20 protein-coding genes are annotated in these 15485 nt (G+C 63.2%); 3 read left to right on the top strand and 17 right to left on the bottom strand.

Features of this window, described 5'->3' with window-relative positions; all coding sequences use genetic code 11:
- Window positions 1-202: 202 nt before the first annotated feature.
- The 8 genes from A3AS_RS0118300 to A3AS_RS45115 all read right to left on the bottom strand — a co-directional run bounded on the left by A3AS_RS0118300 (window position 203) and on the right by A3AS_RS45115 (window position 4889).
- Entirely contained in the window at window positions 203-925 is a 723-nt protein-coding gene (locus A3AS_RS0118300) for a lytic transglycosylase domain-containing protein (protein ID WP_049814911.1), read from the bottom strand.
- 173 nt (window positions 926-1098) lie between these two features.
- Window positions 1099-1611, bottom strand: a complete 513-nt coding sequence (locus A3AS_RS0118295) for a S26 family signal peptidase (protein ID WP_018319021.1) — start codon at window positions 1609-1611, stop codon at window positions 1099-1101.
- Window positions 1608-2072: a DUF2840 domain-containing protein gene (locus A3AS_RS0118290; RefSeq protein ID WP_018319020.1), complete on the bottom strand. Its 465-nt coding sequence runs from the start codon at window positions 2070-2072 to the stop codon at window positions 1608-1610. Before A3AS_RS0118290 ends, A3AS_RS0118295 begins: the two co-directional genes overlap by 4 nt.
- 289 nt (window positions 2073-2361) lie before the next feature.
- Window positions 2362-3243 (bottom strand): replication initiator protein A, encoded by an 882-nt coding sequence (locus tag A3AS_RS0118285; protein ID WP_018319019.1) that lies wholly within the window; start codon window positions 3241-3243, stop codon window positions 2362-2364.
- A 22-nt stretch (window positions 3244-3265) separates the two neighbouring features.
- Window positions 3266-3547 (bottom strand): AlpA family transcriptional regulator, encoded by a 282-nt coding sequence (locus A3AS_RS0118280; RefSeq protein WP_018319018.1) that lies wholly within the window; start codon window positions 3545-3547, stop codon window positions 3266-3268.
- A 133-nt stretch (window positions 3548-3680) separates the two neighbouring features.
- On the bottom strand, window positions 3681-4178 hold the full coding sequence (locus tag A3AS_RS0118275) for a DUF2285 domain-containing protein (RefSeq protein WP_018319017.1): 498 nt from the start codon (window positions 4176-4178) through the stop codon (window positions 3681-3683).
- A gap of 34 nt (window positions 4179-4212) precedes the next feature.
- Window positions 4213-4452: a transcriptional regulator domain-containing protein gene (locus tag A3AS_RS45120; RefSeq protein ID WP_084674839.1), complete on the bottom strand. Its 240-nt coding sequence runs from the start codon at window positions 4450-4452 to the stop codon at window positions 4213-4215.
- 164 nt (window positions 4453-4616) lie between these two features.
- Window positions 4617-4889 carry a DUF2285 domain-containing protein gene (locus A3AS_RS45115; protein WP_084674854.1) on the bottom strand — a complete coding sequence of 91 codons (273 nt, stop codon included), beginning with the start codon at window positions 4887-4889 and terminating at the stop codon, window positions 4617-4619.
- 164 nt (window positions 4890-5053) lie between these two features.
- Between A3AS_RS45115 and A3AS_RS0118265 the strand changes: the two genes are divergently transcribed.
- Window positions 5054-5305 carry a helix-turn-helix transcriptional regulator gene (locus tag A3AS_RS0118265; RefSeq protein ID WP_018319015.1) on the top strand — a complete coding sequence of 84 codons (252 nt, stop codon included), beginning with the start codon at window positions 5054-5056 and terminating at the stop codon, window positions 5303-5305.
- Window positions 5306-5594: 289 nt separating this feature from the next.
- Here A3AS_RS0118265 and A3AS_RS0118260 read toward each other — a convergent pair whose 3' ends face one another.
- The 8 genes from A3AS_RS0118260 to A3AS_RS43530 form a co-directional block, all read right to left on the bottom strand.
- A complete protein-coding gene (locus A3AS_RS0118260) occupies window positions 5595-6425 on the bottom strand; it encodes an oxidoreductase (RefSeq protein ID WP_018319014.1) in 831 nt (276 codons plus the stop codon).
- Window positions 6426-6522: 97 nt separating this feature from the next.
- Entirely contained in the window at window positions 6523-6912 is a 390-nt protein-coding gene (locus A3AS_RS0118255) for a tautomerase family protein (RefSeq protein ID WP_026202113.1), read from the bottom strand.
- 84 nt (window positions 6913-6996) lie between these two features.
- Window positions 6997-7410: a hypothetical protein gene (locus A3AS_RS0118250; RefSeq protein WP_018319012.1), complete on the bottom strand. Its 414-nt coding sequence runs from the start codon at window positions 7408-7410 to the stop codon at window positions 6997-6999.
- Window positions 7411-7447: 37 nt separating this feature from the next.
- Window positions 7448-7891 (bottom strand): tautomerase family protein, encoded by a 444-nt coding sequence (locus A3AS_RS0118245; RefSeq protein WP_026202112.1) that lies wholly within the window; start codon window positions 7889-7891, stop codon window positions 7448-7450.
- Between the two features lie 20 nt (window positions 7892-7911).
- Complete coding sequence (locus A3AS_RS0118240; RefSeq protein ID WP_026202111.1) at window positions 7912-10209, bottom strand: xanthine dehydrogenase family protein molybdopterin-binding subunit; 2298 nt, start codon at window positions 10207-10209, stop codon at window positions 7912-7914.
- Window positions 10202-10675: a (2Fe-2S)-binding protein gene (locus A3AS_RS0118235; RefSeq protein WP_018319009.1), complete on the bottom strand. Its 474-nt coding sequence runs from the start codon at window positions 10673-10675 to the stop codon at window positions 10202-10204. Before A3AS_RS0118235 ends, A3AS_RS0118240 begins: the two co-directional genes overlap by 8 nt.
- Window position 10676: 1 nt before the next feature.
- The gene (locus tag A3AS_RS0118230; protein WP_245283209.1) at window positions 10677-12032 is read right to left on the bottom strand and encodes a cytochrome c; all 1356 of its coding nucleotides are present in this window, start codon (window positions 12030-12032) and stop codon (window positions 10677-10679) included.
- A gap of 20 nt (window positions 12033-12052) precedes the next feature.
- Window positions 12053-12346: a hypothetical protein gene (locus tag A3AS_RS43530; protein WP_018319007.1), complete on the bottom strand. Its 294-nt coding sequence runs from the start codon at window positions 12344-12346 to the stop codon at window positions 12053-12055.
- Window positions 12347-12663: 317 nt separating this feature from the next.
- Here A3AS_RS43530 and A3AS_RS0118220 point away from each other — a divergent pair, with 317 nt between their 5' ends.
- Window positions 12664-13563: a LysR family transcriptional regulator gene (locus A3AS_RS0118220; protein WP_018319006.1), complete on the top strand. Its 900-nt coding sequence runs from the start codon at window positions 12664-12666 to the stop codon at window positions 13561-13563.
- A gap of 5 nt (window positions 13564-13568) precedes the next feature.
- Here A3AS_RS0118220 and A3AS_RS43525 read toward each other — a convergent pair whose 3' ends face one another.
- Window positions 13569-14549, bottom strand: coding sequence for a GlxA family transcriptional regulator (locus A3AS_RS43525; protein ID WP_018319005.1), 981 nt, complete (start codon window positions 14547-14549; stop codon window positions 13569-13571).
- 111 nt (window positions 14550-14660) lie between these two features.
- Here A3AS_RS43525 and A3AS_RS0118210 point away from each other — a divergent pair, with 111 nt between their 5' ends.
- Window positions 14661-15458, top strand: coding sequence for an SDR family oxidoreductase (locus A3AS_RS0118210; protein WP_018319004.1), 798 nt, complete (start codon window positions 14661-14663; stop codon window positions 15456-15458).
- The last annotated feature ends 27 nt before the right edge of the window (window positions 15459-15485 follow it).

Genomic DNA, 15485 nt, shown 5'->3' with positions numbered 1-15485 from the left:
TGGCAGCCAACTCGCGAAGCCCCAACTGCTTCCGAGCGCTTGCGATAGCGATCGTTACCCGAGGGACCGAGACACCCGAAGGCTGGCTCGGTGAGGAGCGAAGCGACGAGTAGAGCGCAGGCCGAAGGCATCGCCCTTATACCATCGGCACATGCCACTTGCACGGTGAAGCACCGCGAGGCTTGCCAACCCGCGCACCTGGTCATTGCGATGCTCCCGAATCCGATCGAGGGACGAACACGCCAATAAGCCGGGGGACCATGGGCGAAACATCGAGCGCCGAGATTGCGGTCCTGACACCGCTCGACGGCTTGAGCGCCAGCAACTGATCGCGCGTTTTCATGAGATCGGATCGCCCGACGAACAGCGCCGCAGCTGCCGATGACTGTCCGCTGGACGTCCAACTCGGCGGCAGTTCGATGGCAAGCAGATTTGCAAGCTTTGCGACGTAGGCTCGCGTCTCCTCTGGCAGAGAGCCGCCAGCGAGATGCTCTTCATAGCGAGATGGTCCCGCATTGTACGCGGCAAACACGCCAGGCGAGCCATACCGATCGAGCAATTCGCGCAAGTAAGCCGTGCCGGCCAGAATGTTGTCGTGCGGGTCGTAGGGGTCGTTCCCGAGATTGTAGCGCTCGCGAAGTTCCGCCCAGGTTGCTGGCATGATTTGCATCAGGCCCATTGCGCCTTTCGGCGACTTGGCGTGCACGTCTCCAGCGCTTTCAATGTTAATGACCGAACCGATCCATTTCATCGGAATTGCAAAGCGCTTCGAGGCTTCGTCGACGAAAGCAGAGAACGGGTTGCTTGCCCGAGCAACCGCTTGAGCCGACGCCGACCCGCTCTCCGCTAGAGCAGCCCTGTCCGACGCAGCGAAAACAAGCAGCAGCGACACGACAGCCCAAACACGCACGCCCGACCGGGCCAAGCATGCCCTCGTGCTCGCGCCCGTCCAGGGTAAAGCTGCTTCGCGCCGGCCATGCGGCCGCCCTGGACTGCCGCGGCGCGCGTCGGCCCTGCAAGCGTTGGTCGGGACGGAGGAATGGTCCCGCGATCGATCGAACAGAGGAATGGCGGGGTAAGAGCGTGGAACACGCACGATCACTCCTCCCACGTCCACACGGGCAGCGCACGGCCGATCACCGCCGACGCGGGCAGGAATCCAAAATATCGGCCATCCAGAGAGTAGTCGGACTGCCAGTTCATGAGAAAGAGCTCGCCCTCCCCGACCACGCGGCACCCCTCCCAACGCGGCAGCGGTCGGCCGCGTCCGTCGCGGTCTCGTGCCTCGCCCATCGCAACGTCATCGACTGCAATCGTGAGCCCGCTTCTGCAGACCGACTGCCCTGGCAGCGCCAAGATCCGCTTGAGCATGGGGATGCCGACCGGCAGATAACCGTTCAAATCGAGGAAGGTCGCAAGCGGCTCGGGCGGTTGAACGGCGACCAGCTCCGTGACATGGAAGCTCTCCGTCGGTCGTAAGCGATAAAGACCGATTGGCACGCTCGCCGATACATTCCAAATGTAGAGCGGAAGCGGCTCCAGAGCGAGTGTCGCGACGAGCGCAGCAGCCGCCCCAAACGTCGCGGTCAGCGTCTTCAAGCGGCCCGTCATCGCATTATCCTCTGACGGTGAAGCCAGGCCTGGTGGCGCGCTTTCGTATACGGACGCGGGTTTTCATTGACGGACAGACGGTTATGAACGTGATGCCAATGATCAGGCGCGACATAAGCCGGATCGATGCCGAGCGCCTCAATGGAGTCGACCATCTGCAGCACGCGCTCGACCTTCGGCCAGCCCGACAGGCGCAGCAGAATCTCTCCGCCAGGTGTCACATAAGGGACGGTCGAGCAGCGCTGTCCAGGCGCGACCGCGCGCAAGATGTCGATCCGCGAAATGACCGTTCCAAAGTCATTGGACGTCCAGCGAACGAAGGCAAAGATGCTGCCTGGCGCGAATGACAGGACGCGCCGGTGGCGATCAAGCTTCCGTTCCTCGACGATACGACCGAACCGAATTCGGTTTTCGATGCGCTTCTCGAGCCACAACACTTCCACTTCCGTGAGATCGCTCATGCGGCGGCACCCTGACGCTGGAGCTGGCGGCCCTGAGTTTGGGGTTCGGTGGAGAGTGTGTATGGCCCGCAAAGGCAGGCTGGCCTATCGGAGCTCCGTTGCAGAGCGCCGCCAACGTGGCTTTCGGCCTGCTCCGTTAGAAGAAATCCGAAGGATTTCCTGTTAGTAGAGTTAGAGCGGCTGGAAAGCGCGGAGAAACAAGCTCTTAAGCGCGATTCCGGTCCTCGATAGCACGAGGATCGGGTCCCCGATAGCACGAGGGTTGCGGTCCCCGATAGCACGAGCTGATTCACAGGTTGTCCTCCGAATTCGGAATAAGGCCGCGGCGGCGCAAGCGGGCCGTTAGGGGATCAGCAGGCGCAGGTGCGAAGTTCAGCCGCTCGGTGCCATCAGGATCGCGCGTGAGCACGAGCTGATAGCCGGGCAATGTCTGGCGCTGGACGATCTGACGTACGTCGTAAGCGAAGTGCTTGAGCGGCGAGAGGATGCCGGACTTGGCATGGAGGTGCACAAGATCAAAACTCCAGCCGCCGTTCTGCCGACCACCGTGCTTGCGCACGAGCCGGTAGAGCCACCGCTCAAGTCCTCCCGTCAGATCGAAATAAGCGCGATCGATCGTCAGCACGAGCGCGTCATCGATGACGCCGGCATAGAACCAATCAGGCAGGATCAATTCGAGTCCAAATGGCCGGCCATTTGCATCAGCCGTCTCCTTCCACTCGTTGATCCAGGAGAAGCGATGCCGTCGCCGTTCTGTCGGCTGACGGATCGACGTCAGCACGGTCGTTGACTGAAGTCTGTCGAGACCAGCTTTCAGCCGGTCATAGTCTCGGGCACTTGTTCCGCGGCCGACAAACGTCAGAATCTCGTAAGGCGTTGCAGCCATCAGGCGCGACGTCTTCAAGCCGGCGTCACGGGCTTCGACGATCTGGGACGCGGCCCAGATCAGGACATCTGCATCCCAGATAGTCGCCATGCCGTGTTCCGGCACGGTTTCGACACGAATTGCGATCGCACCGGCACGGAAATCGATCGGCACGATGCGCTTTGTTTTTGCCAGCGAGAAGAACGGATAAGCCATCAGATCCTGCGCGTCGCGTGGCGCAAGATCGCCCGGCAGCGCCCGAAAAAGCTCAAGCTGATCGCGCTCGGAATGGTGCTTGCGCCGCATGGTCACTGTCCTTGCGCGGCGATCAGCGACGTTCCTGGCCCGCATACGGGCGCAGCGCTTGGTGCTTCTTGGCCGGCAGCACAGTCCCCTTGCCGGGGTCGGACGTCGAGGTCTTGGCGCCGCGGTCGGCCCAGGCTTTCAGGTCATCGACGGCGTAAACGACCCGTCCGCCAATCTTCCGATAAATTGGTCCCGTGCCGTATGTGCGGTGCTTCTCCAGCGTGCGACCGGACAGGCCAAGGTAACGCGCGGCCTCAGGTGTACGCAGGAATCGCGGGGGAAGACCGGCCATCGGATCGGGCATTTGAGAACTCCAGGAGGACATCGCACGGTGCCCGGCTGGGCCGGCGTGTGTGCGGACATCATGGAGAAGCAAGATCTCGGAGGGGGATGCCGAATATGGAGGGGGCGATTTTCGGCACCCCTCGGGGACTGCGCTACTCGTCCTTGCGCTCAGGCCGCAGGAGTTTGCGGTAACCACCGCGCATCAACGCGAGGCCGCCTTGCAGCAGGCGGATCGTTCGATTACGCAGATCGTGGGTCTTCCAGGCGCGATCGGGGACGCGCTTCTTGCCGAACAGCGCTTCGGCGATGACGCGATAGCTAGCGCCCGCGCTGTGCGCGTCGAGCGCGCGGATCGCGGCGCTCAGGCGTTCGCGCCGCTGTTTAGACAATTGATGAAAGGCAGGACCTGGCGCGCGTCCAGTGATCGATCGCCACAGCCGCCGGGCTGCGTAGGCCCGCGCTTCTAAATCGCCGTCAAACGGCAGTTCGGCCGCATACGACGCGCCGAGCACTGGCGCATCTTTGGACCAAAAGCGATGGTCCACTGAACCGATGCGCAGCACGGCATGCCAGCCGTCGACAGCGCGGCGCACCTGGCCAGCCGTAAGGTTAAGCAGTGGCTGAGACGGCGCCCTGCCGTCGTCGGCCATTGCGACCTTGACCGGAACGACCGCCGCTAAAACCTCAGGCGCCCAAAAGATTGTCTGCTCGTCGAAGGACCTCTGCGGGGCATGGGCGAAAGCAGAGGCCCCACCTCCTCCTGAATTCTGGTGTCACCTCGCCATCGGGACTGTTGGCGATCATCGCCTCAAAGTCGCGTCGATAGTCCGCGTTGCGGCGAAGACATTCCCAGGCGATGTCGGTGCTTTCGGCGTCTTGTAGGCTCTTGTAGGATTCCGGCGACCGCCAGTCGAATTCAGGCATTGCTTCCGCCCATTGTGCGCAGGTGACAAAGATTGCGCCGCAATAGGTATGAACGAGGCGGTTGTAGGAAGCCCCTAGTTTGGCACCACGTGGTGCCCCGGAATGACCACCCGTCAGCAAAAGAAAATCGTTCTGCCTGCAAGTCGGCAGCCAGCCATTTTCTTCTATTCGGAGCCACCGCCACGTAATAGGCGTCCCTGCTCAGTTACCCATTTGGCACGCGCAAGATGACTCTGGTATGCGCGCCGCGCACGGTCCGGCTCTCGCTCGGGGTCCATATGCAAGACCACTCGAGTCACTTCACGCCAGTCCGCCCCCTCACCTTCGGCCTGCAGAAGGCGAACGTACGTGATGACATGCTGCTCGTCATAGGCCGTCAGCACCGGCTCGTTCGGCGCGACATCCGCGACGCGAGGATCTAGTTGCGGTTTCGTCATAAGCATCCCAACAAGCAGCGAATGATTCTAACCTCCCAGGGTTGGCCGAGATCGTGCGCAGGTCTCATTTTAGCCTCATTGGAGACGAGCCGACCAGAAGGCTGGGTCGAAATACACACTATAGGAGATAAACCTCATAGTATGTAAAGACGCAATTTGCGCCGATGGACATGCGCAAGTTGGTCGGTCGGAATTTCGCAAGACTGCGGAAGCAGAAGCGCTTCACGCAGGAGAAATTCGCCGAAGCGTCCGGATTTACCCAACAGTATATTAGTGACCTAGAGCGTGGCCGTCGCAATCCAACTGTCGTCACTCTATTTGAGCTCGCCAGCACATTGGGCGTTAGTCACGTCGATCTAGTCGTGCCAGATGATGAGGCACGAGACGAGCGACCAAAACTAGGCAAACGGCGGTGATTGAGTCGCAACCCACACTATGTCGCTTCGGAACAGCTCTAGGGCGGTTTGCGGCGGACACAAAAGCAGTTTTGCCGCTCGAAGCGTTAAGCGGCTGACCGCCTGATGTCCGCTCACCCCCCAACAGCGGCGGGAAAGCGGACGTCTCCTGAGGTCACTGAGGGGTCCAACAGCAGATATGACGGAAAATCGACGGTGCACTTAACTGATCAGCACATGACGCCTCGTCGGCTCTGACAACACGGCGGAGGGCTGCGGCGCGATTCGATCCCCTAGAAGCACTCGGCAATTAGCGCAGCGCCAACATGATGAGCCGATCCATAGCCCGGTCCGACAACCAGCGCCTCATAAAGAGAATCGGACCGGCGAGTCTGCCGGCATGGTAGCGCGTCCGCGGGCGCTTAGTCTCGAGGGCTCGCACGATCAGGTCGCTGACAACGCGCGGGGACGGCATCTTGCCTAGTCCACTCATCGCCCTTCGCATCTTGACTACCAGGTCAGCGTACGGTCCTTTACCGGAATAGCGTTCTGCTTCGTCTTCGGCGATACCGCCCCATTCGGTCTCTATGCCGCCCGGCTCGATGACTATGACGTCGACCCCGAATGGGCGCACCTCGTTCCGAAGCGAGTCGGAATATCCTTCGAGCGCGAACTTGGAGGCGTGATACCAACCGCCAAGCGGAGAAGCGACTTTTCCGCCGGTCGAGGAGATGTTGATAATCTTCCCGAACTTCCGCGCGCGCATGTGGGGCAGGACAAGTTGAGTCACGTGGGCCGCCCCGATCAGATTGACTTCCATTTGGCGACGGCCAACTTCGATCGGGACGTCCTCCAACGCTCCAAACTGACCATACCCAGCGTTGTTGATCAGGACATCGATCCTTCCTCGCTCGGCGATGATGCGATCGATGGCGGCGACCACCGAAGCGGCGTCGGCTACATCCACCGACAGCGCCGTGCCGCCGGCGGCTTCGATGTCTTTCATCCGTTCGATGCGACGTGCCGCGCCGTATACTGCGTAGCCCTTGGAAATAAGTCTCAAGGCGATATCTTTGCCCATTCCCGAAGACGCGCCGGTGATGAGGGCTACGCTATCGGATTTTGCTGTAGTCGATGACATCTCGTATCCTCTCGTCGACGCGGCCAAGTCGGCAGGCGTGCGGGGTTCGAAGTTTTCGGCGGCCGCGCGACACTCGGAAGGAGCCGTCGTCACTCCGTCATTTAGGGGCGTACTGCATCTCGCCGTTGCCGAACGACCAGTTTTCCGGAGACACGTCGACCAGGTTGATGAAGACGTCCTGCTTGCGGATGCCCGTCTTCTCGTGGATGTCGTCAGCGATCTTGCGATAGAAGGCCTTCTTCACATCGGTGGTCCGACCAGCATTCCACGTGATCTGGATAAATACGATCCCGGGAGTGTATTCGATGCCGAGGTAGCCTTCCTTCGGGTAAACCAGATCGCCCGGCGCATGCGTCGAGACGATCATGAACTTGTCGTGGACGGGGACCTTCGCGATGGTCGCCATCGCGTCGTAGACGATGTCGCTGAGCTTCCGGCGCACTTCCTGGGAAGTCGAAGCATCGACATCTATTCTTGCGAGAGGCATTTTCAAACTCCTTGTTCGGCGGTTGATAAGATTTCCAGTGCAGCGTCGCTGTTGGGCTAGAATGATGACCTTCGAGAGCGCCCGCTACGGAGCGTGACCGTTCAGCGTGTCGGTCTTGCCCGCCTGCCAGTCGTCGCTCAGGCCTCCGTACATCGTGTGGTACATCTCGTCGCCCGCGTGCTGGGTGAACTCGACGTTGATCGTCGTCTCGTCGAGACCACAGATCTCGATGCATGCCGCCACCAACTGGCGGGCGAGCTCCGCGCGGACCTCCTTCTCTCGACCCTGCCGGATGTCGCACATCAGCAGCGCCGCCGGCCTGGGCTCCCTGGGCCCGCATCGCCACAGGCCGCCTTCTCCGAGCTCGCGGATCGCGATGCTGATCCGATTGATGTTCGCGCTCATCACGTCGGCGTAGATCTCGCCCATGCGCTTGGCGAGGCGACGCTTCTGGTCGGCTGAATGGGTAAATGGTGTGTCCAACTGCAGATAGGGCATTTCGAAAATCCTTGAGGCTTGAGTTCGGATGGATGATTTACCGGTTCGCGGCGAGCCCCTTCAGGTAGGACTGCAGGGACGCGGGAAGGTTCTCGAACCATTCCTGCTCCTTGCCTGGCAGCGGCAGGACGCGTCCGTATTCGACCATGTCCGAAGGCTCTAGGTTGCAGAGGTAGACCCAGACCGAATCTTGCGGAATCTTCGCGATGGCGCCGACATCCTGCGCGATGCTGACGATGAGCGCTCGACGCACCTCCTCGGACCGACCGGCCCGGACGTCACCGCGGATCCAGATGTGACCGTCGGATAGCTTGCCGCCGAGGTAGCGCCTGGCCGACGTATTCTCCTCGATGACGACCTGAGCGAAGTAGAGCGGAGCGCCCGTCGCTTCGCTGTGGCGGCGACCGATCGCGAGCGCGATCCGGTCCTTTTGCTCGTCGCTCAGGAGATTCGGCGGAACGGCGCACATATACGTCGGCATGGGTCTCTCCTTCGTTTGGGCTAGGTGCGGGCTGCGGCCAGCAGATCGCCTGGCCTGATCGGGAGACGTCGGAGACGGATGCCCGTGGCTGCGAAGATCGCGTTTCCGATCGCCGGCGCGACGACCGTGGTCGGCGGTTCTCCGAGGCCCATCGGCGCCTCGACGCTGTCGACGAAAGCGATGTCGAAATCGGGCACGTCGCTGATGCGCAAAGGCGTGTAGGTGTCGAGGTTGGTGTCGCGAACCTTGCCGTTCGCGAAATCCGTCCCTTCGTGCAGCGCCATGCTAAGACCCCATAGCATCGCGCCTTCGGCCTGCGCGCGCGCGCCGTCGGGATCGATGATGGTGCCGGCATCGATGTCGAGCCACAGCTTGCGCACAGCGACGACGCCCCTCCCCCTGTCGACCTCGACCTCGGCCGCGCAGGCGCACCAAGTCGGCATTCCACGCTCCTGTCCGAAGGAGCTCGCCAGACCCAAGCCGGTATCGGCAGGCATCTTCCGGCCCCAGCGGGCGCGCTCGGCGACTCGCCGCAAGACGTTCGCTTGGCGGCTCGCGCCGCCGACCGCGTTCGGTGCCGACCCCGCGTTCATGCCGCGTCCCGACAGTCGCGCGAGGCGGAAGGACAGCGGATCCTGGCCGGCGCTGAGGGCGGCCTCGTCCATGAAGGATTCGAGCGCCCAATTGGTCCAGCCCGGTGCCACCGCACGCAGCCATCCGGGGCGGAAGCTCTTCTGCGCGAGGTCGTTGTTGATCGCGCGCACGCGGAGCACGCCGACGTCGTACCAATGGTCGGCGCCGGCGATCGAGAAGGGATCGTAGAGCGCGCCGTTCGTGCCCTTGACGAGCCCGACCGGGAACATCGCCTTCGTCGGCCATCCGGCCACGGCAGCGTGATCCATCGCGACCGGTCTGCCGTCGGCGTCGAATCCGATCTTCAGCGCCTGCACGGTCGGCGAGCGGATCGAGTCGAGCACCGAATCGTCGGAGCGCGTGAGGATCATCTTTACCGGCCTGCCGATCGCCTTGGCGGCCAAGGCGGCCGGGACGCTGTAGTCGCCGTTCAGCCGACGCCCGAACCCGCCACCGATGAGGTAGGCCCGCATGACGATCTTCTCGGGCGGCAGTCCGAGCGCCTTGGAGAGAACGGGCAGGATGAAGCTCTGCGCCTGGTTGCCGGTATGGATTTCCATCACGCCGTCCTTCTCGAACGCCAGCGCGTTGACCGGTTCGAGTTGGAAGTGAAGAACGCCGGCGGTCGTGTAGGTCGCCTCGATCGTCGACTTGGCCCGACCGAAGGCAGAGGCAACGTCGCCTCCGCCGGTGTCAAGGACGGCCCCCGCCGCGGGATCTGCGATGAGGCGGGAGGCATGCGCCTGCAGATCCTTGTCCGAGACCTGGGCCGTCTCGTCGTTCTGCCAGGCGACCTGGACAAGGTCAGTGGCCCGGATCGCCGCGGGGTAGCTCTCTGCGATCACCATGACCCAGCCCGGGACCGTGCCGGAGGGATCGTCGAGCGTGATGCTGCGAACGTACCCCTTCACCTTGCGCGCGGCGCTGTCGTCGATCGAAAGAACCTTGGAGCCGTAGCGTGTCGGCGGCAGTTTGGGCCGCGCGTAGACCATGTTTTCGATCTCGGCGTCGATGCCGTAGACGGCTTCGCCCTTGGTCTTCGGCGGTATGTCGAGAGCGCGCGTCGGTTTTCCGATCAGCCTGCGCTCGTTGGGCGCCTTGATCGTCATTGCTTTGAGGTCGTCGGCGCCGAAGCGCCTGGAGATGTCGCCGCGACGTACGATGTCGCCGTACCCGATCGCGCGATCGCCGGCCTCGACGCGGCCCTTGCGGGCGACGCAGTCCGACGGATCGACGCCAAGCAGCTTGGCGCCTTCCTCGATGAGGGTCATGCGGCCCGCGGCTCCGGCCCGGCTGAAGTCGGGATAGGTGGACCACACCGACGTGCTGCCGCCGGTGACCATGGGGCCCCACTTCGGGTCGGTATCCACCCCGACGAGCCGAACGAGGCTCCAGTCTGCCTCAAGTTCGTCGGCCAGAATGCGCGCAAGCGCCGTCCCGATATGCTGTCCCATCTCGGCTTTGGCGATGTTGATCGACGTGACGCCGTCGGGATCGATGCTGAACCAGATGGTCGGCTCGAATAGATGACCGTCAGAGGTCTTGAAGGGATCCGGAAGCGGAAGAGAGTTGGCTGCGCTGGTGGGAGGCGCGAAGGCGAACACGGCGCCGGCCGCGAGGCTCGAGATCAGGAAGGTTCTGCGCGAGAGCACAAAATCTTCGTTCGATCGGAGCGCTCTATTCATGGCCCGTGCTCCGGGAGAGGGCCGCCGCTGCCTTGATCGCAGCGCGGATGCGGGGATACGTCATGCAGCGACACAGATTGCCCGACATCACGGCGTCGATGTCCGCATCGGCGGGTGCCGGAAAGTCCTTGAGCAGCGTCGCGGCCTGCATGATCTGTCCCGACTGGCAGTAGCCGCATTGCGGCACCTGCAGATCGCGCCAGGCCTGCTGTACCGGATGGTTGCCTTCCGGATGCAGGCCTTCGATTGTCGTAACCTCCGCGCCGTCGACGGCGCCGACCGGCGTGATGCAAGAGCGCGTCGGCCGTCCTCCGACATGGACGGTGCAGGCGCCGCACATGCCGATGCCGCAGCCGAACTTCGTGCCCTTCAGGCCGATCTCGTCGCGGATCACCCAGAGCAACGGCATATCGCCGTCTTCGCTGACGCTAACGGAGCGTCCATTGATCCGGAAATTCGTGGCCATGTCATCCCTCTCCTTTTCCCTGCGCGCGGATTTCGCCAACGGTCTTCTCGAGGTCCGGCCAGGGCGGCTGGTCGGTGCGGGTGCGACGGAGGTAGGCCGCGATCCGCGCGACCTCCGCGTCGCTGAAGCCCGAGCCGAAGGCCGGCATAACCAATCCGTTTGCGCCTTCGGACCCACCGACACCGAACAGGATCACGCGGATCAAGTTGGCGGGATCGGCGAGATGGACGGCGCTGTTGAGCGCGAGGTCGGGGCGGCTCGCGTTGACGCCTGCCGAGCCATTGTAATGGCATGATGCGCACGCTGTGGCGTAGAGCCCGGCGTCCCGATCGATCTGTCGACCGGCACTGGTCGCATTGATCTGCAACGCTCTGTTCACTGCGGCCGCGGCGACATGAGAGCGCGAAGCGTCGCCGCCGATGGAAGCGATGTAGGTCACCAGCGCTTCACGATCGTCCGCAGATAGGGCGGTCAATCCGTGCGCGGCAGGCGACATCGGACCCGAGGGCGCGCCGTGAAAACGGCTGAGGCCCTCGAACAGGTAGGCGCGCAATTCCTCCGCAGTCCAAGGCATCGGGGACGGGTTTGCGGGCGTCAAAGCCGGCGCGAACCAGCCGTCCACTGCGGCGCCGGTGTAGCGAGCCGATCCGCTCCGTTCGGCGCCAAGCAGATTGCGCGGCGTGTGGCAGGCCGAGCAGTGGCTCAAGGCTTCGGCAATGTACGCGCCTCTATTCCACTTTGCATCGTGATCCGGAGAGTGCTCGAACCTGCCCGAGCGGAAGAACAGCAGCTTCCAGCCGGCCTGCAGCGCCCGGATGCCGAGCGGAAAGAGAAGCTCGTTCGGCCGCGCCGGGGCGCGGACCGCAGGCTGCGTCATCAGGAAAGCGTAGATCGCATCGACGTCGTCGTCGGAGACCTTCGTGAAGTGGTCGTAGGGAAAGCCCGGAAAGAGGTGCGAGCCGTCCCGAGCGACGCCTTCGTGCATGGCGCGGCGGAAGGCCTCCTTCGACCAGGCGCCAATGCCCGTCTCGCGGTCCGGCGTGATGTTGGTCGAATAGAGCGTTCCAAACGGGCTCTTCATGGCATAGCCGCCGGCGAACGGCTGTCCGCCCTTCACGCTGTGGCACGTCGCGCAATATCCCGCGGAGGACAGCATCACTCCGCGCGACACCACGCCGGCACTGAAACTCGACGAGGGCGGTGTCGCGATTTCCGGTATCGCCGGCCGCCAAGCGAATGCCGCGAAGCCGAACAGGCCGGCCACGCCAAAAGCAGCCGCACACAGCGCCCACCGGCGCAGTCTCCTGGCGTTCGTTCGCCTGTTGGGCTGCGAGTGCGACGAAGCGGAAGTCGGCACGATCATGCTCTCCAACGGTTCTAGTTGGCGCGAGGAGCAAAGCCCCAATAGGGGGAGAGCGGCACGATGACGGGTGCCTGCAGAACGCCCGCGCGGACCATCGGCAGTCGGCCGAGCTTTTCGGCAGCGTCGTCGACCGAGGCCGCCTCGGCGATCGCGAACGCCCCGCTGCCGTCGCTCCGCAGCCAGACCTGTCGGATCAGGCTCTCCATGTAGAGGCCGCGAACCGCTTCGAATTCGGCCTCAAGGAGCTCTTGCGGTGGAGGTGTCTGCGCGTTCTGGGGGTTCAGGCTGAAGAGGACCATCAACTGCATGTTTGTCGTCCTTCGCGTTGCGTGCGTGGCCCGGATGAAGCGGGGACGGCCCCCGGAAGCGGACCCGGTGGCGTCGAGACTCCAGGGGCCACGCGTCCAGGAGTAGGCCTCTCCGGACCCGCCTCAAATGTCTAATAAACGACAATTTGGGACATGCTGCCGGGCTTCGATCAGAGACTGCACCCTGACGGCTTCCAAAAGATCGGCTTCTAGTTGATGCACACGGCTCATCAATCGACATTTCGACAGGGGTAGCAGCGTGGAGAGCCGTAGATTATAACTTCAAAGCCGAAAGGGCCTTTGAATCAGATTCATCAATGAAGAGGGGCGAACTCGACGACCTAGTTGCGTATGGGACCATCGCCCGGGCTCGAAGCTTCACCCGCGCGGCTGCCGAACTCGGAGTGTCCCCGTCCGCCCTGAGCCATATGATGAAGGGGCTCGAGACGCGCTTGGGGGTCCGGCTGCTGGCACGCACGACGCGCAGCGTCGCCGCCACGCCGGCCGGCGAGCGGTTGCTGCGCTCCATCGAATCCGCTGTCGAAGAAGTGGAAACCGGTCTTGCCGCCCTGGGCGAATGGCGCGGCGACCCCTCGGGAGCCATCAGGATCACCGCCTCCCAATTCGCCGCTCAAGCGGTGTTGGCGCCGGTGCTACCGAAGTTCCTGCTCGCGAATCCCAAGATCTCGGTCGAGGTCAGCGTGGACAGCCGGCTGATGGATTTGGTCCGGGACGGATTCGATGCCGGGATTCGGTGGGGAGGCAACGTCGCCCAGGACATGGTCGCCGTCCGGGTAGGGCCGGATACGCGGCTAATCGTGGTCGGCTCGCCGGACTACTTCGAGCGGAATCCTCGCCCCAGTAAGCCGGCGGATTTGGAGCGTCACAATTGCATCCTCTATCGCCTCGTCACGGGTGGCGGTCTTTTCCCATGGAAGCTCGAACGTGACGGCAAGGAGGTCCGCACCCGTGCCGCCGGCCAGCTCGTTCTCGACGACCCGGACCTTGCCGCGACGTTGATGTTGGCCGGCGCAGGGCTCGGATTGATGCTCGAACCGAAGGCCGCATCGCATCTGGCGGCGGAGCGGCTCGTCCACGTTCTCGACGACTGGTGCATCCCGTTCCAGGGGTTGCATCTTTACTATCCGAGCAGGCACGTCACGCCCGCGCTGCGGGCCTTGATCGAAGCGCTTAGATGGAAGCCGCCGGAGGCGTAATGCACCTAAGCCGCGGTATCGCGATCGTCGACTTCGTCCTGGATGTCAATCGACTCGAGACGCGCGTTGCGCCGGAGCACCTGCGGCGGCTGCCCGAAGGCGCGCAGGAAGGCGCGACGCATGTGGTCGCGGTCGCTGAAGCCGGTTTGGCGGGCCACCTCGTCGATCGAGTGACGGCTCTGCTCCATCAGATTGCGAGCGCTCTCGACCCGGAGATTCTCGATCGCCTTGGCCGGTGACTGCCCCGTCTCGGCATGGAAGGCCCGGCTGAATTGCCGCGGGCTCAGACGAGCGGCATCGGCCAGGTCGGGGACCGTCAGGGGCTTGTGCAGATTGTCCCTCGCGTAGGCGAGCGCGGCCTGGATGCGGTCGGACTTCGGCGACAGTTCGAGCAGCGCCGAGAATTGCGACTGGCCGCCACCGCGGCGATGATAGATGACGAGCTTGCGCGCTACGGCTTTCGCGAGTTCTGGGCCGAGGTCATTTTCGATGAGCGCCAGTCCGAGGTCGACGCCGGCAGTCATGCCGGCCGAGGTCCAGATCGGGCCGTCGTTGATGAAAATGCGATCCTCTTCCATCTTCATCGATGGGTACGCCCGCTGCAGGTCTCTGGCGTGCATCCAATGCGTAGTGGCCCGCCGGCCGTTCAGAAGTCCGGCCTCGGCAAGCACGAACGCGCCGGTGCACACGGCCGCGATGCGCCGGTGTCTCTTAGGGGCCTCGCGGACGAAAGAGATCAGACCCGGCGTGGACGGCTCGGGATAGGTCGCCCCGCCGACGACGAGCGTATCGAACGGCTTCTCGGTGAAAGCCTCGGTCTGAAGCGTCATGCCGGCCGACGTCTTGACCGGTCCCCCGTGCTCCGAGACGAAGTGAAGGTCATAAGGCTTTGGATCAACCATCGAATTCGCGACTTCGAAGCCTGCGGTGACGGCGAGAGCCATCAGCGAATATCCGGGGTAGACGAGGAATGCGATGTCGCGCATGGCAGTCTCCGATGTCCTAAATCAACGTTTATATGACATTTGAGACTTGGGGAGGCAACCCTATTCTCCATCTGCAAGCTCGATCCCGAGCACCCAAGACGGAGAAGACAAATGACCAATACCTCGCCCAAAGGAGTCGCTCTCATCACCGGGGCATCGACCGGCATCGGCGCCATCTACGCCGACCGCCTCGCAAAGCGCGGATACGACCTGATCCTGGTCGCGCGCAACAAGGATCGTCTCGACGCGCTGGCCGCACGTCTGCGGCTGGAGACCGGGCGCCAGATCACTCCGCTGCAGGCCGACCTCAGCGACAAGACCGGCATCGCGAAGGTCGAAGCGGCCATCCACGAGGATCCGGGCATCACCATGCTTGTAAACAATGCCGGCGTCGGCTCGGTCGCTTCGATCCTCCAGGCCAACGTCGACAAGATGGAAGCGATGATCGAACTCAACATCACCGCTCTCACCCGCCTGACCTACGCAGCTGCGCCGGCGTTCGTCGAACGCGGCACGGGCACGATCATCAACATCTCGTCGGTGGTCGGCATCGCGGTCGAGGCCCTGAACGGCGTCTACAGCGCCTCGAAGTCCTACGTGCTGAGCTTCGGTCATTCGCTGCAGAAGGATCTCGCCGATAAGGGCGTCCGCGTTCAAACCGTGCTGCCCGGCGCCACCGCCACCGAGTTTTGGGACGTCGCCGGCTACGCGCCGCAGAAGTCCTCCGAGATCACCATGCGAGCCGAGGACCTTGTCGACGCTGCGTTGGCCGGCCTCGACGCGGGTGAGACGGTAACCATCCCCGGCCTTCACGAAGGCGAGGCATGGACCCGATGGGAGCAGGAACGCCGCGACCTGGCCCCCAAATTCCGCAACCCCAAACCCGCCGCACGCTACCACGTGGCCTGACGGGCTTTCTCCACCGAACCGGGGACC

The organism is Bradyrhizobium sp. WSM2793, assembly GCF_000379585.1.
In the GTDB taxonomy this organism is placed as follows: Bacteria; Pseudomonadota; Alphaproteobacteria; order Rhizobiales; family Xanthobacteraceae; genus Bradyrhizobium.
Note: the sequence above shows the minus strand (reverse complement) of the source record. Positions and strands in the feature narration are given on the sequence as shown.